Source organism: Rhodococcus sp. FH8, from assembly GCF_019266085.1.
Taxonomy (GTDB): Bacteria; Actinomycetota; Actinomycetes; order Mycobacteriales; family Mycobacteriaceae; genus Rhodococcus_F; species Rhodococcus_F qingshengii.
This window is the reverse complement of sequence record NZ_LPNQ01000053.1, coordinates 1-15,282: the sequence shown is the minus strand read 5'-3', so window position 1 is coordinate 15,282 and position 15,282 is coordinate 1. Positions and strand designations below refer to the sequence as shown.

At 61.7% G+C, this 15,282-nt stretch carries 18 protein-coding genes; 16 read left to right on the top strand and 2 right to left on the bottom strand.

Annotation, left to right across the window (positions count from 1 at the left end; translation table 11 throughout):
- The first annotated feature begins 93 nt into the window (after positions 1-93).
- From ATN38_RS01590 to ATN38_RS01575, 4 genes are all read left to right on the top strand, one after another.
- Complete coding sequence (locus tag ATN38_RS01590) at positions 94-321, top strand: hypothetical protein (RefSeq protein ID WP_218747483.1); 228 nt, start codon at positions 94-96, stop codon at positions 319-321.
- 133 nt (positions 322-454) lie between these two features.
- Entirely contained in the window at positions 455-1,192 is a 738-nt protein-coding gene (locus ATN38_RS01585) for a hypothetical protein (RefSeq protein ID WP_245220017.1), read from the top strand.
- A 134-nt stretch (positions 1,193-1,326) separates the two neighbouring features.
- Positions 1,327-2,079: a hypothetical protein gene (locus ATN38_RS01580; RefSeq protein WP_232508934.1), complete on the top strand. Its 753-nt coding sequence runs from the start codon at positions 1,327-1,329 to the stop codon at positions 2,077-2,079.
- Positions 2,080-2,382 (top strand): hypothetical protein, encoded by a 303-nt coding sequence (locus ATN38_RS01575; protein ID WP_003941817.1) that lies wholly within the window; start codon positions 2,080-2,082, stop codon positions 2,380-2,382.
- A gap of 31 nt (positions 2,383-2,413) precedes the next feature.
- On the opposite strand, the gene ATN38_RS01570 is transcribed toward ATN38_RS01575, so the two are convergent.
- Complete coding sequence (locus ATN38_RS01570; protein ID WP_037129826.1) at positions 2,414-3,019, bottom strand: hypothetical protein; 606 nt, start codon at positions 3,017-3,019, stop codon at positions 2,414-2,416.
- 267 nt (positions 3,020-3,286) lie between these two features.
- On the opposite strand from ATN38_RS01570, the gene ATN38_RS01565 reads away from it, so the two are divergent.
- From ATN38_RS01565 to ATN38_RS01550, 4 genes are all read left to right on the top strand, one after another.
- Positions 3,287-4,186: a hypothetical protein gene (locus ATN38_RS01565; RefSeq protein ID WP_245220018.1), complete on the top strand. Its 900-nt coding sequence runs from the start codon at positions 3,287-3,289 to the stop codon at positions 4,184-4,186.
- A gap of 91 nt (positions 4,187-4,277) precedes the next feature.
- Entirely contained in the window at positions 4,278-5,006 is a 729-nt protein-coding gene (locus ATN38_RS01560) for a hypothetical protein (protein ID WP_298783396.1), read from the top strand.
- Between the two features lie 73 nt (positions 5,007-5,079).
- Positions 5,080-5,439, top strand: coding sequence for a hypothetical protein (locus ATN38_RS01555; protein WP_209923480.1), 360 nt, complete (start codon positions 5,080-5,082; stop codon positions 5,437-5,439).
- A 45-nt stretch (positions 5,440-5,484) separates the two neighbouring features.
- Entirely contained in the window at positions 5,485-6,009 is a 525-nt protein-coding gene (locus ATN38_RS01550) for a hypothetical protein (RefSeq protein WP_245220019.1), read from the top strand.
- Between the two features lie 191 nt (positions 6,010-6,200).
- Here ATN38_RS01550 and ATN38_RS01545 read toward each other — a convergent pair whose 3' ends face one another.
- A complete protein-coding gene (locus ATN38_RS01545) occupies positions 6,201-7,019 on the bottom strand; it encodes a CPBP family intramembrane glutamic endopeptidase (RefSeq protein WP_218747481.1) in 819 nt (272 codons plus the stop codon).
- A gap of 235 nt (positions 7,020-7,254) precedes the next feature.
- Here ATN38_RS01545 and ATN38_RS01540 point away from each other — a divergent pair, with 235 nt between their 5' ends.
- From ATN38_RS01540 to ATN38_RS01505, 8 genes are all read left to right on the top strand, one after another.
- Complete coding sequence (locus ATN38_RS01540) at positions 7,255-7,797, top strand: hypothetical protein (RefSeq protein ID WP_218747479.1); 543 nt, start codon at positions 7,255-7,257, stop codon at positions 7,795-7,797.
- Positions 7,794-8,735: an alpha/beta fold hydrolase gene (locus ATN38_RS01535; protein WP_218747477.1), complete on the top strand. Its 942-nt coding sequence runs from the start codon at positions 7,794-7,796 to the stop codon at positions 8,733-8,735. The genes ATN38_RS01540 and ATN38_RS01535 overlap by 4 nt, the downstream gene beginning before the upstream one ends.
- Before the next feature lies 1 nt (position 8,736).
- Positions 8,737-9,783 carry a hypothetical protein gene (locus ATN38_RS01530; RefSeq protein ID WP_218747475.1) on the top strand — a complete coding sequence of 349 codons (1,047 nt, stop codon included), beginning with the start codon at positions 8,737-8,739 and terminating at the stop codon, positions 9,781-9,783.
- Positions 9,783-10,682: a hypothetical protein gene (locus tag ATN38_RS01525; RefSeq protein ID WP_218747473.1), complete on the top strand. Its 900-nt coding sequence runs from the start codon at positions 9,783-9,785 to the stop codon at positions 10,680-10,682. The genes ATN38_RS01530 and ATN38_RS01525 overlap by 1 nt, the downstream gene beginning before the upstream one ends.
- Complete coding sequence (locus ATN38_RS01520; RefSeq protein ID WP_218747471.1) at positions 10,679-10,846, top strand: hypothetical protein; 168 nt, start codon at positions 10,679-10,681, stop codon at positions 10,844-10,846. Before ATN38_RS01525 ends, ATN38_RS01520 begins: the two co-directional genes overlap by 4 nt.
- Positions 10,847-11,168: 322 nt before the next feature.
- Positions 11,169-11,465, top strand: coding sequence for a hypothetical protein (locus ATN38_RS01515; protein ID WP_218747470.1), 297 nt, complete (start codon positions 11,169-11,171; stop codon positions 11,463-11,465).
- Positions 11,466-11,790: 325 nt separating this feature from the next.
- On the top strand, positions 11,791-13,050 hold the full coding sequence (locus ATN38_RS01510; RefSeq protein ID WP_218747469.1) for a site-specific integrase: 1,260 nt from the start codon (positions 11,791-11,793) through the stop codon (positions 13,048-13,050).
- Positions 13,047-15,179, top strand: a complete 2,133-nt coding sequence (locus tag ATN38_RS01505) for a site-specific integrase (protein WP_308255748.1) — start codon at positions 13,047-13,049, stop codon at positions 15,177-15,179. Before ATN38_RS01510 ends, ATN38_RS01505 begins: the two co-directional genes overlap by 4 nt.
- Positions 15,180-15,282: the final 103 nt, after the last annotated feature.

Below are 15,282 nucleotides of genomic sequence, written 5' to 3'. Positions count from 1 at the left end.
TATCAGGGGTGGGGGTTCGCAGTCGGGGCGATGTTGTGGGGAGGGTTTGCTGTTTTCGCGTACTACCGTTATCGGTCGCTCTTGGGATTAGTTGTGCCTCACAGTATTTTCAATCTTGGCGTGGCGGCGGGTTGGATGGGACGGCGATGGTTGGTCGTGGTCGTGGTCGTGGTCGTGGCCGTCGCGGTCGTAGTGGTCGGCTTTGCTGTTGTCTACATCGCAGAGATCGAGAGGTCGCGTGGTTCTCGTTTGGGCACTGAGGTCGGGGTAGACGTGGGCGATCGGCAATCGCGGTCAGTTGTGTTGACCGGTGAGCCTTAAGGCCAGAAGCATCAAAGAAGGCCCTGTTCGAGTGCGTGAACAGGGCCTTTGGCAACTAGATGCATCAGAGGATTCGTCCGGGTGGGGCGCGGGACCGTGCTCAATGTCTGTGTCTGCCCATATCGTTGGGGATATGACGGAGAATCGACGCTTTCTTGATCGCCCGAAACCGTGGTTGGATGCTCCGCGCCCGGGGCCGACTGTCGTTGTCGACATCGATGGCGTCGTTGCGGATATGCACAATTTCGAGGGGTTGATCGCCGCGCCGTCATACGCCGATCGAGATTGGAAGCGGTTTCATACCCATTTCGGTGAAGCTTCCCTGAACCGCGCGGGTGGAAAGTTGGTTCGGGCGCTCGACAGTGCAGGCTTCACCATTGCTTACAGCACAACCCGCTTGGACCAATTCAATCGGACATCTGATCGGTGGATCCGGGCGAAGTCGTTGCCGCCCGGTCATATCGAATCACGGAGCTTGTGGGTGGACGGAACTGTGCGTCGGGCGTTTGATGTCAAACGTCGGCATTGGTGGCGGTGGGAAAACCACTACGCAGAGACGAGCCCGATAGTGGCCTGGATCGACGACGAACCAGACGCAGTCGACGCGCTTCGGGGGGAGGGCTGCCCGGCGTGGTTGTTCTCGGAGCTCTTCGATCGCCTCAAAGTCGGCGATGTGGTTCCTGCGCTTGCATCCGGACCGGAACCCGTTGATGTTCTCTCTGCGAGGAAGGTGGAGGCTTCGCCGCGGTGGGAGGAATTCGACGAGCGCTTCAAGGTCAAACACGCGCGGTGGCAGAAACGGCACGCGGAACGAATGCGGAGTCGCCAACAGGATCAACGAGTGGATGGCGATGGAGCTGTTCGCGTCTGAGCCATTCTGTGAAGGTGGCTCACCGCATCGACGATGACATCGATGCGGTGAGCCGGAGCACACTACGCCAGCAATGCGCCGCTGACGATGCTACTGCACTCCTGCTCGGAGGTGCGGAGATTAGGCTCAGCCGCATGACCCTCTGGTTCTTGCGCTCTCGATCCAACAAGTACGCGGTGAGAGTCGACATCGCCGCTGCTGCTGCGGATCTTCGTGGTCGAATGCGCGCTGTACGTGAGATCAGCTCTCCTACAGGCAGTGTGGACTGGGAGTCGGCGCGTGAGATCGCTGGAAAGTGTGATTCTCAATTCGTGGCGGCCGCCCGAACGCTTCCTTTTCTCGAGAGGCGCTTGGCGTTGGCTTGGGAGCGGTCACTAGTCATGAGTTGTTGGTATGCCCGAGGTAATCGACACGGCTTCGAGCTCCTTGAGGAACGAGGCTTTGCGCTTATGTCGATGCTCCCGGAAGGGGTTCAAGCGTCGGTCTGTCGCGAGTTCGTCGATGCCGTCGACCACCGCCACGAGATGGGCTCCCGCGTCGACGGGGTAGGCGAGTCGGTGTCTGCGGCGGAACCTGCGCTGGTCGAAGTGACTCAGAAAGCGTTGCGCCGACGAATGAAGGACGAGCGACAACTGATCGTGCTCGAGAGCGTGATCGGTGGCCAGTCCGGACGGATCGGTCAAAGCCTGCGGCATTATGTGCCGTGGCTCGACTTCGCGTGTGAGTATCTCGAGGACCCACGGGAGGTTCAGGAGCTGGAGATGCTTGTCGCTCGTTGGCGCATCGAGCGTTCGAAATACGTTGTGGAGAACCCGGATTATGCACACGTGCGGATTGTCGACGTGAAGACGGCGCAGGGCGGACCGCACCACAGAGAGGGCATGTAGATGAGTACCGAACCATTTCGAATCAGCGAAGGCAGCGCTCTGCACGCCGATGACCCGGATCCGTTGCGGCAGTACTGGTACACCGCTGATGACCTGGTGGATACCTTCGGTTACCGGCGGGACGCCTTGGAAGGTTTGTTCGGTGAAGAGACGCCCGGGCCTGGCGGGTTGGTGGGGTGGACGACGTCGGTGGTGTGGAAGATCGAGAGTGAAGTGATTGTGCCGGCGGTGGAATTGTTGGAGTCGAGTTTCCGCGATCAGGAGTCGATTGATCTCACGGTGTATCGGTCGTCGGCTGGCTGAGGCTCTGCGATTAACTGCCGCTTGCGGGGCCTTACATGTTGAGCTGGTTGGCCAGTCGACTGATCGGGCGCGACTCGATGCTCAGGTTCCTCGGCTGAGGAACTCCGATGATGTGCACTCCGGCGCTGGCGCGGACGTGTGCGTCGCCGTTCACGGAGACAGAGGAAGTGTCTGTCGCTGCGACGAGAGTATGGCCGGCCGCTTGGACGTGGCACTGGGAGTGGGCGAAAACGACAGCCTGATCTTCGGCGCGAATCTTGGCGTGATCGGTACCGACAATGTGGCTTTTCCCGCGCGCTTCGATGGTGACGCCATCGAATGCTTCGACGTGCGCGAATTCGTAGGCGGTGACACGGGCGCGGTGGCAGGCCTGTAGGAAGCATCGACCGGCGGCAGCGATGGATCCTCCGCTGATTCCGGCACACGATTGACCGATGATCTTCACGTCGACTCCGTGCGGGACATGCCCGAGGTCGAACCACAGGTCAGGGTCGGCGTCGATGATCAGTCGTTTGGCGCCGCCGCGGATGTGGTGGGTGTATTCGCTGAAGGTGTGAACGATCAATGCTGGACGGGAGGAACGTGCCGGGTGGAGTCGTGCGCGGCGGCGGTCAGCTTTTCCGATTGGGGCGTTCATAGGGTGATGTTGCCTCTACTGGTGAGTTTTCGAGTGGTTTTGGTGGCGGCGAGTCCGGTCACGATGCGGGAACATCGTCGTTCGAGAGCAGCACGAGCGGATTTTCAGGCATCTGAGATGTGCGGTCAGTGATAGTCCATGGCATGGACAGCGCACGCCCCAGCGGCCAAACGATGAGTTCGGAAGCCCGCGCTGTCCGGTAGAGCGGTTAGGGTCGGGTTCTGCCTGTGACCACGGGTGATGGACGCGCTGAAGGAGCTTTCCGAGATGGCCGAATCGAATGTGGAGTCGGGAAATACTGCCGACGGTGCTTCGACTTCTCTCTCCGCTGAGGAAGTCGAGTCCACAACGCCTGGCCGTGGTCAACGACCGGGGCTTGTCACCGCCGCCGACGCAGGAAGGCGGAAACCCCCTCTCTCGACGTATCTGCCGATCCTGGGTGTCATTGCTGTGAGTGTGGCGGTGTGGATCGCTGCTCGCTGGGCGTTCGGTCGTCACGAGCAGGCTGGCCTGTGGTCGGTCGCGTCGTTCGCTGCTCTGGCTGGGGCGGCGGTGAGCGTGGCGGTGCGTCCGATGATGGCAAGTTTGTGTGCACTCGTGCAGATTCCCGTGACGCCGACCAGTCGCTCGATCGGCCCGGCAGTAGCAACAGCAGGATTGTGGTTCGGGGCCGTGATGATCGCCGGCGGCGACGCGATCTTGCCGGCATGGCTCACGGTGGCGGCTTTGTCTGTCTGGGCCGCGTGGATTGACCACTTCACCTTGCGGTTCCCCTTGCCGCTGATTCGTGCAGTCACCGCGGCGGGTCTGTTGCTCGGCGCGATGGCAGTGGTGGTCGATCAGGACCCTGCCGCGGGTCTTCGTGCTGTGGTGGCCGGGGCCGCGATATTCGCCAGTTACCTGGTGTTCGCGATCATTACTCGCGGTCACCCCGGTTTGGCGGATGTGAGGTTGAGCTTCATTCTCACTGCAGCTGTCGGATGGGTCGGTTGGATGAACGTGGCTTCGGCAGTGCTGCTGCCGAATATTCTGGCGGTAGTAGGGGTGGCGGTCACCAAGGTGTTCGGAGGCAGAAAGGTCCGGGGTGTGGAGTTCGGGTTCGCTCCGTACCTCGTTGTCGGCACAGCACTCGCTATTGCCTTGCCCGCGGGCTGGTGGATGTTGTGAATCTGAGCAAGTGCGGCCGTGTAGACGAGAGGAACTGGACATGAGGTGGCGCCGGCGGAATCGTTTTCATTCACCGAATCGGGTGGAACGGGTGAATGAGTTCCTTGATCATGTCCAGGAGGTCGCAGACCGCGCTCTGCCGGCATCGGATGCTCCGGGATCGGCCGGTGTGCGACGTCTGCACGTGGTCGTCTCGATGATTCGTGAGCTGGAGGAGGACTTGCGCACTCACAACGCCATCGCAGGCACGACAGTCGAGTCGGTCAGTCTGGGACAGTTCTACGTGATGACCGCGCACGGATGCGCAGCACGGCTCGCGGCGGATCTCGATGCGGAAGACACTCCGGAGCGCGATGACGAAAGACTTGCCGCACTGGATGAATTTCATGCTCTTCAAGCAGCCACCGGAATCACCGTCAATGTTCACCGGATGCCTACTTCTCCGGAAGGGATCAAGGTTCTGACGGAGTTGGTACGACGAGCTCACAGCGGCGACATGACGCCGGCGCATGTCGAGAATGTGAGTGAGGTCGGTAGATTCGGTGCACTTCTCGACTGCCCTGTCCCTGATCGCGAGCTTCGCGGGCTGGTCGAACACTTCGAACGTTTGGCGAACGAGGCGTCCGGTCCTATCGGTTCTCGGATGCCGGTGGTGCGTGCTCGAACATTGGTGACATTCTTCGATCAGTATGCGGCCAGACTGATCGGCACAGGTTCGAATACGTTGGCAGCGCCGCATGTCCTCGAACACGCAACGGTGTGTGAGTTGTCCGAGCGCGCACGCTGGCATCTCGATCGAGTAAGAAGCATCCGACGCTAGGGGTTGAACACTTCAGGATTGTTTCGGAACACGAATGCTTCTCGGACGGGGAAGTGGAGGAGAGGATTGCAGCATGGACGAGCGAGCGAGGGACGCGAAGTCAGATGTCGTGCAGACTGAACTTCCGTGCGAGTTCTGCGCCGAGCACCCGCAGTACTTTGCCGGTGACCCTGTCGGTTTCGTGCGCGCAGCGAGGTGGGCAGCGGTGGTCAAAGACTGTTGTCATGGCAACGCCCCCGTGGACTATCTACTGTGCGACGAACATTGGGCCATGATCCGTTTTCAGCAGTTGCCCGGCCAGTGCCGACGATGTGGGCGTATCGCCTACTCGGTAGCCGATATTGTCAGCACCGAGATTCCACTCGGCCGGACTGCTGAAGGCGCATGGCCGTTGGTGGGGCGTGACATCCCTGTTCCTCGATTCGCTGAATAGGTCCCGCGACAGACTTTGTGAAGGGTGAACAGCAGCGTGTTGATCATGGCGCTCGGAGAAGGTTTGACGCAGGGGCAGGCAACGATCATCGCGGCGGGGATCGCAGTGGGGGCGGCGAGCATCGCGTTCTTGGGAATCCTTGTGAAGGCCCGATCCGACAGAGCGTTGCATGAGGCCACCCTCGGTGAGGATCGTGCAGTCCAGCATCGACAGCAGGTGACCGACGCTCTCTTGTCCGCACTGGAGGCGATGAACCGGGCTGATGAGTTGGTGTCGAGTAATAACCCGACCATGGAGCGGAACTCTGATGCCTACCGTGACCGCGACAGCCGATACTACGCATGCGTTTCTGCGACGTTGAAACTGCAGATATTGGGGCTGGAGGATGCGCACTTAGCGATGTCCGAGTTTACGGGTTCGCTTGGTCTCCACTGGATTATCGCTGACAACGATGTAATTGCGCGACCGCACTGGGACACGTTCGGAAAGATCAGCGAAGCAAAGGCGTCGTTGCCGTATACGTTCAGCAGCACGCTGGCGCAGTTGGATCACCGGGCGTTGCACCCCTGAACGGGAGACCGTTTGAGGGCCGTCGAGGATCACGAAAACTGAAGCGGCTCTTGGTTTGATCAGGTTGTGAGTGCAGACTTCGTCCGTGAGGATTGGTGTGCGATCTGCACCGCCTGAACGCAGGCCGTGTCCCCTAGCTGGGTGCCGTGGCACCTAGTCAATCGGTCAGGCCGGCGGCGAAGTGATCACCACTAGACAACGAGGGCGTTGTAGGCGGCGTGGCTGGCGATCGAGGGGATCAGTGACCTTGTCCAGATGGCAAGACCGCCCCAGAGAAGTCCGGAGATCACCATGTGTGTTGCATTGGCGGCGGAGAAAGTGTCGTGCCCTATGCCGAAGTTGAAGCCGAGAAGGATCCACAGTCCGGTGACCATCATGAGTGCTGCCCATTTCGGCCAGCCGTTGCGAAAGTATCGGCGTACGAGAACGACTGCGGCGATCAGCGGTCCACGCCACCGGATTTCTTCTGTGACGACTCCGGAGATCAGTGTGAGACCAGGGATGTGAGATGCCCAGCCCGCGGTCCACCAGGTGGATCGTTCGGCGTCCGCGGCAAGTTGTTCAGGGGATTGGTGTGTTCCTACCGTCTCGACTACGAGGTCGAGAATCGGTCCTTGCAGCAGTGCGGTGATCGCCAGGGTGGCGATGGTGACGGCGACAAGGTTCGCGACGGTTGGGGGTTGTGGGAGTACGCAGCCGATGCTGCGTGCAGCGCACCGGGCTCGGGCAAGGACGATACGAGTGTTCTTGGTAGCGACACCGAAGATCGGCCGCATGAGGGACAGGAGCAGCACAGCCCCGAATACGAATGCGACAAACAGTACGACAAAAGATGCGATGTTGCCCTCTTGAGCGGACACGACGGGTACGCCTGTCATGTAAATGAGAAATGCGCCAAGGCAGAACCCCGAGAGCGCCCGTTGAAGACCGATCGTGAAGACGGCGAACCGGTGTGGCGTTGCATACGTGTGTACGAGCTCACCGAAGGTTGTTCGGGACTTTGCGGGCACAGCGGCGGCCCTTTCCGGTTCGAGTGCATGAGTGAGCGAGTTCGGGCCCGAGTTCCCTATCTCGTGCCGCCCCCGTTTCGTCGTCCGCCGCAAGGAAACGTCACGTGTCCGCCCTGTGCAACTCGGACTCGCTGACCAGGTCATGGATCGGCGGGACGGTGGTTGGCGCTGAGTTGTCCAGGTCCGAACCTATGGTCCTCCCACATGCCGTTTGTGACGACGAGGAGTGAGCCTGATGACTGTGGAGATTGTTCGTATTCATCCGACCGAGGCGAAGAAGATGCGCAGGCTGCACCGGCACTGGTCGCCGGGTACCGACGTTCCGGCGGGGCTTGGGGGCGCAGGAACGGTGGGCATCGTCGCATCGTCGGAGTACCGGCAGCTCGGGTATGCACTGGCTTCGGCGCCTCATGGGCTGATTCGGACTGCGCGCCAGGCAGGTTGGTCTACGGAGGGTTGTGAGCAGCTTGCTGCACACGTCCGCATCGTCGACGCTCTCGTCGTCAACCCGGAGGTTCCCGATGCGGCCGTGGTCCGGGCCGCGCTGATCGAGCGGTTGATCGCCGAGCTCAGCGACGACACGGCAGGTAAGGGGCGCTTGTACGGATCGACGGAGGATCTTCCGGAGCGTGTGCAGTTCTGGCGCGAGTTGGGGTTCGAGGTGGGGGAGCCGAATACTCCGAGGACGTGGGAACATCCGGGATGCCGCACATTGCGAGACAGCGGCGAGAGCCCCGGCTTCAGGCCGTTCACCAGGACTCTGGGCGGGCTGCTGTGAACGGCGAAGGGGGCCGTTCGCACACGCTGGTTGTCGCGGACGGAACCAGACTCGCGGTCCGCGAGGTCGGATCCCGAACGGCGCCGCTGACGGTGATCTTCGTCCACGGCTTCTGCCTACACGCCGGTGCCTGGGAGCCTCAGCAACGCTATGTGAGTAGGAAGTGGAGTGGCCGGGCGAGGTTGGTGTTCTTCGATCACCGAGGTCACGGTGGCTCCGGGGGTGCGGACGCCGGCACCTACACGATCAGCCAGCTCGGACGCGACGTCGAGGAAATCATTGGTGCGGTAGCGCCCACCGGACCCGTTGTCCTCGTGGGTCATTCGATGGGCGGTATGGCGGTGTTGTCGTACCTCGCACAACACGCCGATTCGACATCTCGTGTGGTCGGCGTGGGGTTGATCTCGACCGCCTTGAGTAACGTCGCGGGCGCCGGCATCGGGCGCGCGTTGAATACCCCGGCAGTCTCACTGCTCGGCGGTGCGTGCGCGCATGCACCGAGATTGGTGGGGCGCAGCTGGAGTCTCTCGCGGCGGCTGCTGACGCCCGTCATCGGCGCGACCTGTCCCATGGCTCCGAGCTCGGGCCTGCGGGCGGCAGCGACGTCGTACGAGATGGTCCACGCGACACCGATTGCGACGGTTGCGGCATTCTTGCGGGACCTGCGTCTCTACGACGCGTCTGCCGCGGTGGGAGTGCTGGGGCGCATCCCGGTATCGATCATGTGCGGAACCAGAGATCGGGTCACTCCGATCTTGCATTCACAGCAGCTGGCTGCGCTTGTGCCGAATGCCGAACTCGTTGCCGTCGCCGGTGGCCGGCACATGGTGGGTCTGGAGCAACCGCAGGTCGTCGGAGAAGCGCTCGATCGGCTGCTTGTCCGTGCGCAGACCTATCACCGGGAGCATTCACCTACAACGGATCTGGTCGGAGCGTGACGTGAGCGTAGATAGTGCAGCAACCGCGGTGCGGTCCATGATCGCCGACATCGACGTGGACCCGGAGAGCGAAGAATTCTTGTGCGCGCTCGACCGGTTGTGGGAGCAGATGCTCAGCGAGCGCGCGGCGGAGATCGTCGGGCTCAGGCGTGAGCAGACGTGGAGTGCCGACGAGCCTGGATGGGAAGGCAATTCGTCGCTCGACTACTACCCTCGGCGCGATGTGTGGCGCACGACGGTACATACCGGTCGCACCGCCGGCGGTGAGGAGGTGAAGATTCCGCTCGCTCTTCTCGCGCCGGTTCTGATCGGACTCGTCCCGGTTCTTGCCGGCGTGACTGCGCAGGCTAACCCATTCGTCGCACTACTTGTCTGCATTGGTCTCGCCGCGGGGATAGAGGCGGTGGGGTTGTGGTGGTGGACCCGCCGCGATCCACTCCGCCTGAGCGCGGAGGACAAAACCGAGATCGGCGTCGCTGTGACAGCTCTGCAGACGTTGATCTCAGCGGGCGGAGCGCATGTCGAGCTGCGGTTGGCGTTGGCGGCATCGGCACTCGTCGACGAGATCCGCACCGTACCGGTCTGGGAAAGCGAGGATCTCGACATAGGTCGCATACGCCTGAATCTCGACGAGCAACTGGCCGAAATTCTCGCGCATGCCGGTGAACTCGCCACAGTGCGAGCAACTTTGGGAACCCCGGCGCCGGGTAGCAGCCCGCAAGCCCTCGCAGCGAGGGAAGCTCACCTGGTGAGCAGCCGGTGGCTGGGGCGCGTCGAGCGTTCGCTGCTCACACGTGTAGCTGCGCTGTGGAGCTATCGTCGCCATCTGCTCGAGCTGCAGGAATCGATCACAGCCGGTGAATCTCTCGACAGGATTCACGACGGAGACCGGGCCATCGAGGGCCTTCTGGTCAACTCGGCCGGCGATGATGTGGCGGCCTCGGCGATAGGCCAGTTGGCGACCGACCTCACAGACCTTCGGCGCGCCCGAGAGTCCGCGTTGGCAGAACTACGCGGAGAGCTCTACGAATTCGAGGAGCGGGACTGATGGGGAGAAGTCACGACAGGATCAGCCCGGACCGCGGTAACGGCGTCTTCGACCCAGATCGGGGAGAGAGCGACATCGCCACCCGCAAAGAAGGTGCCTTGATCTCGGAACACGCCTACAGCACTCGTGCCGACATTCGCAGCGGAGCACGCGAACTCGACCATGCGACAGAGAACTTGCCCGGCCTCACCCGCGCAAGTCGAGACCTCAACCGGGCCTATCCACGCCCGACGCCGGCACCGATCGAGAACCAAAGGTTGCGCCGAGAATTGCCGGCCGCGATCGAACTGCGTCGCTCACTGTCCGCACGGCAGAAAAACGCACGCTCTGCCACCAAACGTCAGGTGCTCGATTCGATGCCGCAGGCACAGTACAACGCCCTGTCGGCATTGACGTCGGATCCGAACGCTTGGAAGGAAACGAACAACGCGCTTTCTGCGGTTGCCGGCGATGCCGTTGAACTCGACGACAACAGGCGTAAGCAGGTGCAACGTGTCGACCGCGCCATTCAACGGTACGAACGTGAATCCGGCCGCGGACATCTCGTCTACACATCTGTCAGCGTTCCCCATGCTGTGGTCAACCCGGCGGACTTGCCTGCCACGCTTCAACCCGGCACGGTGCTGTCCTTCGACAGGTTCACGGCGGCGACGCACTCTCTACACGAGCTCGATTCCACCACTCGCCCGACAGATGTCGTCTTCGAGATCTCGACAGAACGCGGAATGTACTACGGGCAGTCTTCACGGATGAACAACTCTCATCATTTGCTTCCGAGAGGAATCCAATTGGACGTGGTGGGTGCACATTTCGTGCCGTACGAGCGACCTGGACAACAACCTGGTGAGCGCCTTGTCGTGCAACTGACCGATCACAGACCCGAAGGAGAACAACGATGAGCAAAGACCAGACGTCGCGTCGGCGCCGCCCGGACCTGACATTTCATCCTGACATTCTCGGGATCCCGGCACAGTTCCGAGTCGTCGACACCCGCCGAGAGAAAGAAGCTGGTCCCGACAAAGCCGGTGACGCAGTCCGCGACATCGGAGCGCAACAGAACTGAAGGACACACACAAAAGAAAAGTCGGAGGCCACCACATGGTGTGCCCCCGACTCACCCGGTGCATTCTCAGTGCCGCCGACACTACCCCACACGGTGGACCAACTCGGCCGGTCCTGCCATTCGCCTGTACCGAATCGGGGCAGCCTCTTGAAACTTGCGCACCCGGATACCGGCTGAATTTCCCCGGCTGACGGCGAAGTGAAAGGAGCCTGAGCTGCAGGTTTTGTACGGAGGTGCGTGCACGGCGTCATCCAGTCCAGGTCCGGAGTTAGCGTGCGGCGATGCCGGACGCACCGCATCGGCTCGCCAGGAAAGGGAGACCATGACCACGCCGATCGAACCACCCGATACAACTGTCACGACGCTCGCCGCACGAGCCAGGGAAGCTGCCGCCGCAGTACGAAACGCGGCCGAAAAGGAACAGCAGGACAGCTCCGAATCCCAAGGTGACGAAGACAGCGGTCGACTGATCGTGATGCTCGACGAACACCCCGCGTTTGCTCCTGCTGCGGATCCGAGCGAGGTGGCCTCCAATTTCGCCCGCAGAGTCAGCCTTTCGTCCGTCGCACCTAACGCCGCCGAATTGATGTGGCCGTCAGCGGAAACGAAGAACCCGTGATGAGGCGCAAGGTCGCCACGTGTGTTGCCGCAGCGGGGCTTCTTATGACCGCGGTCTCGGGGTGTGCAGCGGTTGCCCAGGGAGGCCCCTGGACGGGAATCGAGACGAGTGCACCTGCTGCACCTCTCGTGGTCGCAAAAGTGGCCGACGAGTCGACGCCTCACCTCGACGAATTACTCGGATCGGTGACTGTCGTCGACAAGTTGCCGAACATCCCTGGTTACGAAAGAGGCTGCGGCACAGGCGAAGCCCCGTTGACTGAACTAAATGCCGAACGGTGCAGGTCTGAAGGGGTGGGGTCGATGTGGGTCGGTAGCTTGCGGACATGAGCGAAGGGGAAAGTTCGAGAGATCTGTCGGGGCTGGTGGTGGCCCGAGTGGGTCGGTTGACAGCGACTGGTCAGGCGTCGGAGCCTTACGTCTTGCAGCGCAGCGACGGTGAACGAGTGGAGTCCGTCGAGGTGTTCTTTCGGGAGTTGATCGCTTCTGGGAGGTCGGTGGCGACGGTGCGTTCGTACGGTATGGATCTGCTGAGGTGGTGGCGGTTCCTTCACGCTGTGGACATGGCGTGGGATCGTGCTTCTCGGGTCGATGCCCGTGATTTCAGTTGTTGGATTCAGTTGACGGCGAAAATGCGACAAGGATCAGGGGGGCCGGCCAGTGCCGAATTGGCTGCTACTGCTGCGGCATCGCCGAATCCTGTCACCGGTAAACCGGCCCTGGGGGCCGGGTACTCGCCGGCGACTGTGGCGCACAGTGAGACGGTGCTGCGAAGTTTCTACGATTTTCATCGGGACGCGGGGACTGGCCCGCTTCTGAATCCGTTCCCTCTCGATCTCTCTCGCCGGTCGAGACGGGCTCATGCGCATCACAATCCGATGGATCATTGGGCACCTGAGCGTGTGGGGCGCTACCGGCCCCGGGTCTCGCAGCGGATTCCCCGAGCGATTCCCGAGGATCTGTTCGATAAGTTGTTCGCGGCGTTGTCGTCGGATCGGGACCGGGCGTTGGTGGCGTTCTGGATTTCGTCCGGGGTGCGAGCGTCGGAGTTGTTGGGAGTCCGCGAGTGCGATGTCGATCCTGGTCAACAGTTGATTACCGTGGTGCGCAAGGGAACACGTGCGGTGGAGCAGGTCCCTGCGTCGGCAGACGCGTTCGTCTGGTTGCGGTTGTATCAGGAGCAGCTGCGGGGCGAGGTGCCACCCGGACGGATGCAACCGTTGTGGTGGACACTGCGAAGGCCTCGTCGCCCGTTGAATTACCATGCGGCGCATCGGATGTTCGAGCGTGCGAACGCTACCCTCGGTTCGGATTGGACTCTGCACGACTTACGTCACAGTGCAGCGAGGCGGATGGCCAACGACCCGCACTTGTCCTTGGTGGAGGTCAAAGAGGTGTTGGGGCACGCACATTTGTCGACGACCGAAATTTATCTGACACCCGACAAGGACGAGGTGATCGCCAGCGTCCTGGCCCACCACGCTCGTACTGCTGATCAGCGGGAACATCCGAGGACTCCTCTACCGCCTCCTGCACCTGGGTACGATCCGGCAGCGTTGAGCGTGTTGTTCGGGAGGACGTTGTGAGCACTGCCGTCAAGCACATGACCCGCCCGGAACGCTTCGAGGTCACACCGGTGCCGCATTCGAGGATTCGCCAACTGCACAAACAGTTTCCACCACGCGAATTTGAACTCTGGTGGCCGCACACCGCTGCCTCTGCCGAGGAGGTCGAGGCCCGACTGAACTGCTCGGTGCTTGCCGAGGCTGCGGTCACCACCCGAGCCGGACGGCACCGAGGCGTGATCAAGATACTGACTTGGTTGGCTTCGGTGCCCGGCGATACCTGGCAAGCCCGGTGGCTCGCCAGCGGCGCCGAGAACATTCGCGGGTCTCGTTACGGCGCGACAGCCTCCTGGGCCGATCTCCCGGTGGAATGGATTGCCCGACAGGGGCGCCCTGTCAGACACGATCGCAACGACCTGGCTGCAGGACTGCTGATGTTGCTTTGCCTGGACGTGATCCGGCCGCAGTTGCCGTGGATGCTCTCCCAGGCGCACCCGTTTCTCGCGCCGATGATGGCGAAGCTGCGAGATCCGGACGGATTCGCGCGGTTGGACGAGCTTGCTGCCACTCAGCCGGATACCTCGCGAGCCGATGCACGAATCGCAGCGACCAGAATCGCGACCCTGCTGGTATCCAAAGGTGGGACGGTCACCGAGATCACTGTCGGCGATTGCGTGGAGCTGATCGAAACGATGGCGCAGGTGCACTCCCGCCGCGGTCAGAAGAAAATCGATTTCTACCTGCGGCTACGTGCGATGGGCATCTTTCCCGAGGACGCACCACACAGCATCCGCGCGTTCGGCGCTCCGGTCGGACAGTTGACGATCGAACAACTCGTCGACCGCTACCCGATCGAGAACCAACCGATCCGAGCTCTGCTCATTGACTATCTGCGCGAGCGCCAACCCGCGCTGGATTACACCAGTCTCAACTCTCGTGCCCGAGGGCTCGCCGGGCTGTTCTGGAGCCGCGTCGAGGCACTCGCACCCGGTATCGACACCCTGGCGCTGCCGCCTGACGTCGCCCGCGCATGGAAGGACGACCTGAGCTCGATCACACGCACCGCCGTCGACGCGGCGGGACGAAAGCACGAAACAACTTCGCCCCGAAAGAATTACAAAGACAATCTGTTGCAAGTGCGCGCGTTCTATCTCGACCTCGCGCACTGGGCCGTCGAAGATCCGGCACGCTGGGCGCAGTGGGTGGCGCCCTGCCCGATCAGCGATGCCGAGGTCAAAAGAGGCAAGGAACTCAAACACCGCAAAGCGCGGATGGATCAGCGCACCCGTGAGCGGTTGCCTGTCCTGTCTCAGTTGGTTCGGTCCGCCGCTGACCGCCGCGCGGCCGCAGCGGCTCTACTTGTTGCGGCTCAGAACACCGAACCAGGTGAGGTGATCGCGGGAACCGAAGGAGAACTGCGACGATCCTTGATCCTTCGGGGAACCGGCCGCGTCGTATGGGCCGACAATACTGTCAGCGGTGTTCGTCGCGATCTCACCTACGAGGACGAGGAAGCATTCTGGGCATTCGCCACCATCGAAGTGCTGCGGCTCAGCGGTATCCGTCATGAAGAGCTCCTCGAGCTGAGTCACCACAGCATCACCGAATACCGACTACCCAGTACCGGTGAACTGGTTCCGCTGCTGCAGATAGCTCCATCGAAGACCGATACCGAGCGGCTGATCTTGGTCAGTCCCGAGCTTGCGGAAGTCCTCAGTGCGGTAGTTCAACGTTCACGGCAACCAAACGGATCGATACCTCTCGTGGCTGCCTACGATACACAGGAGAAGCTCTGGAATCCGCCGATGCCGCTGCTGTTTCAGCGGGCAATCGGAAACGAACGCCGCGCGATCCCACCGAGTTTCGTCCGCAAGCTCCTCATCAATGCGCTCACGGCGGCAGCTCTCACCGATGCCAGTGGCGATCCGTTGATGTTTCAGCCTCACGACTTCCGGCGAATATTCGTCACCGACGCGATCATGAACGGACTGCCACCCCATATCGCACAGGTTATCTGCGGGCACAAGACAATTGACACGACGATGGGCTACAAGGCCGTCTACCCCTCGGAAACTATAGAAGCGCACCGAGCGTTCATCGCGCGTCGTCGTTCGATGAGGCCTAGTTGTTGTGGGTATGGACGTTGCTGACGAGGGATTGAAGTAGACGGGCTGGTCCTCGGCGTAAGAATGGGAGTTGCGACACAACCGTTCTCGACCAAGAAGGACCAGCCCTGTGACACACCGTAATGCT

Excerpts from the sequence above, each read along its gene's own strand:
- ATN38_RS01585 (WP_245220017.1), top strand. The coding sequence starts at position 455 with ATGACGGAGAATCGACGCTTTCTTGATCGCCCGAAACCGTGGTTGGAT.
- ATN38_RS01570 (WP_037129826.1), bottom strand. The coding sequence starts at position 3,019 with ATGAACGCCCCAATCGGAAAAGCTGACCGCCGCCGCGCACGACTCCAC.
- ATN38_RS01540 (WP_218747479.1), top strand. The coding sequence starts at position 7,255 with ATGACTGTGGAGATTGTTCGTATTCATCCGACCGAGGCGAAGAAGATG.
- ATN38_RS01520 (WP_218747471.1), top strand. The coding sequence starts at position 10,679 with ATGAGCAAAGACCAGACGTCGCGTCGGCGCCGCCCGGACCTGACATTT.
- ATN38_RS01575 (WP_003941817.1), top strand. The coding sequence starts at position 2,080 with ATGAGTACCGAACCATTTCGAATCAGCGAAGGCAGCGCTCTGCACGCC.
- ATN38_RS01555 (WP_209923480.1), top strand. The coding sequence starts at position 5,080 with ATGGACGAGCGAGCGAGGGACGCGAAGTCAGATGTCGTGCAGACTGAA.
- ATN38_RS01550 (WP_245220019.1), top strand. The coding sequence starts at position 5,485 with ATGGCGCTCGGAGAAGGTTTGACGCAGGGGCAGGCAACGATCATCGCG.
- ATN38_RS01580 (WP_232508934.1), top strand. The coding sequence starts at position 1,327 with ATGACCCTCTGGTTCTTGCGCTCTCGATCCAACAAGTACGCGGTGAGA.
- ATN38_RS01515 (WP_218747470.1), top strand. The coding sequence starts at position 11,169 with ATGACCACGCCGATCGAACCACCCGATACAACTGTCACGACGCTCGCC.
- ATN38_RS01510 (WP_218747469.1), top strand. The coding sequence starts at position 11,791 with ATGAGCGAAGGGGAAAGTTCGAGAGATCTGTCGGGGCTGGTGGTGGCC.
- ATN38_RS01565 (WP_245220018.1), top strand. The coding sequence starts at position 3,287 with ATGGCCGAATCGAATGTGGAGTCGGGAAATACTGCCGACGGTGCTTCG.
- ATN38_RS01525 (WP_218747473.1), top strand. The coding sequence starts at position 9,783 with ATGGGGAGAAGTCACGACAGGATCAGCCCGGACCGCGGTAACGGCGTC.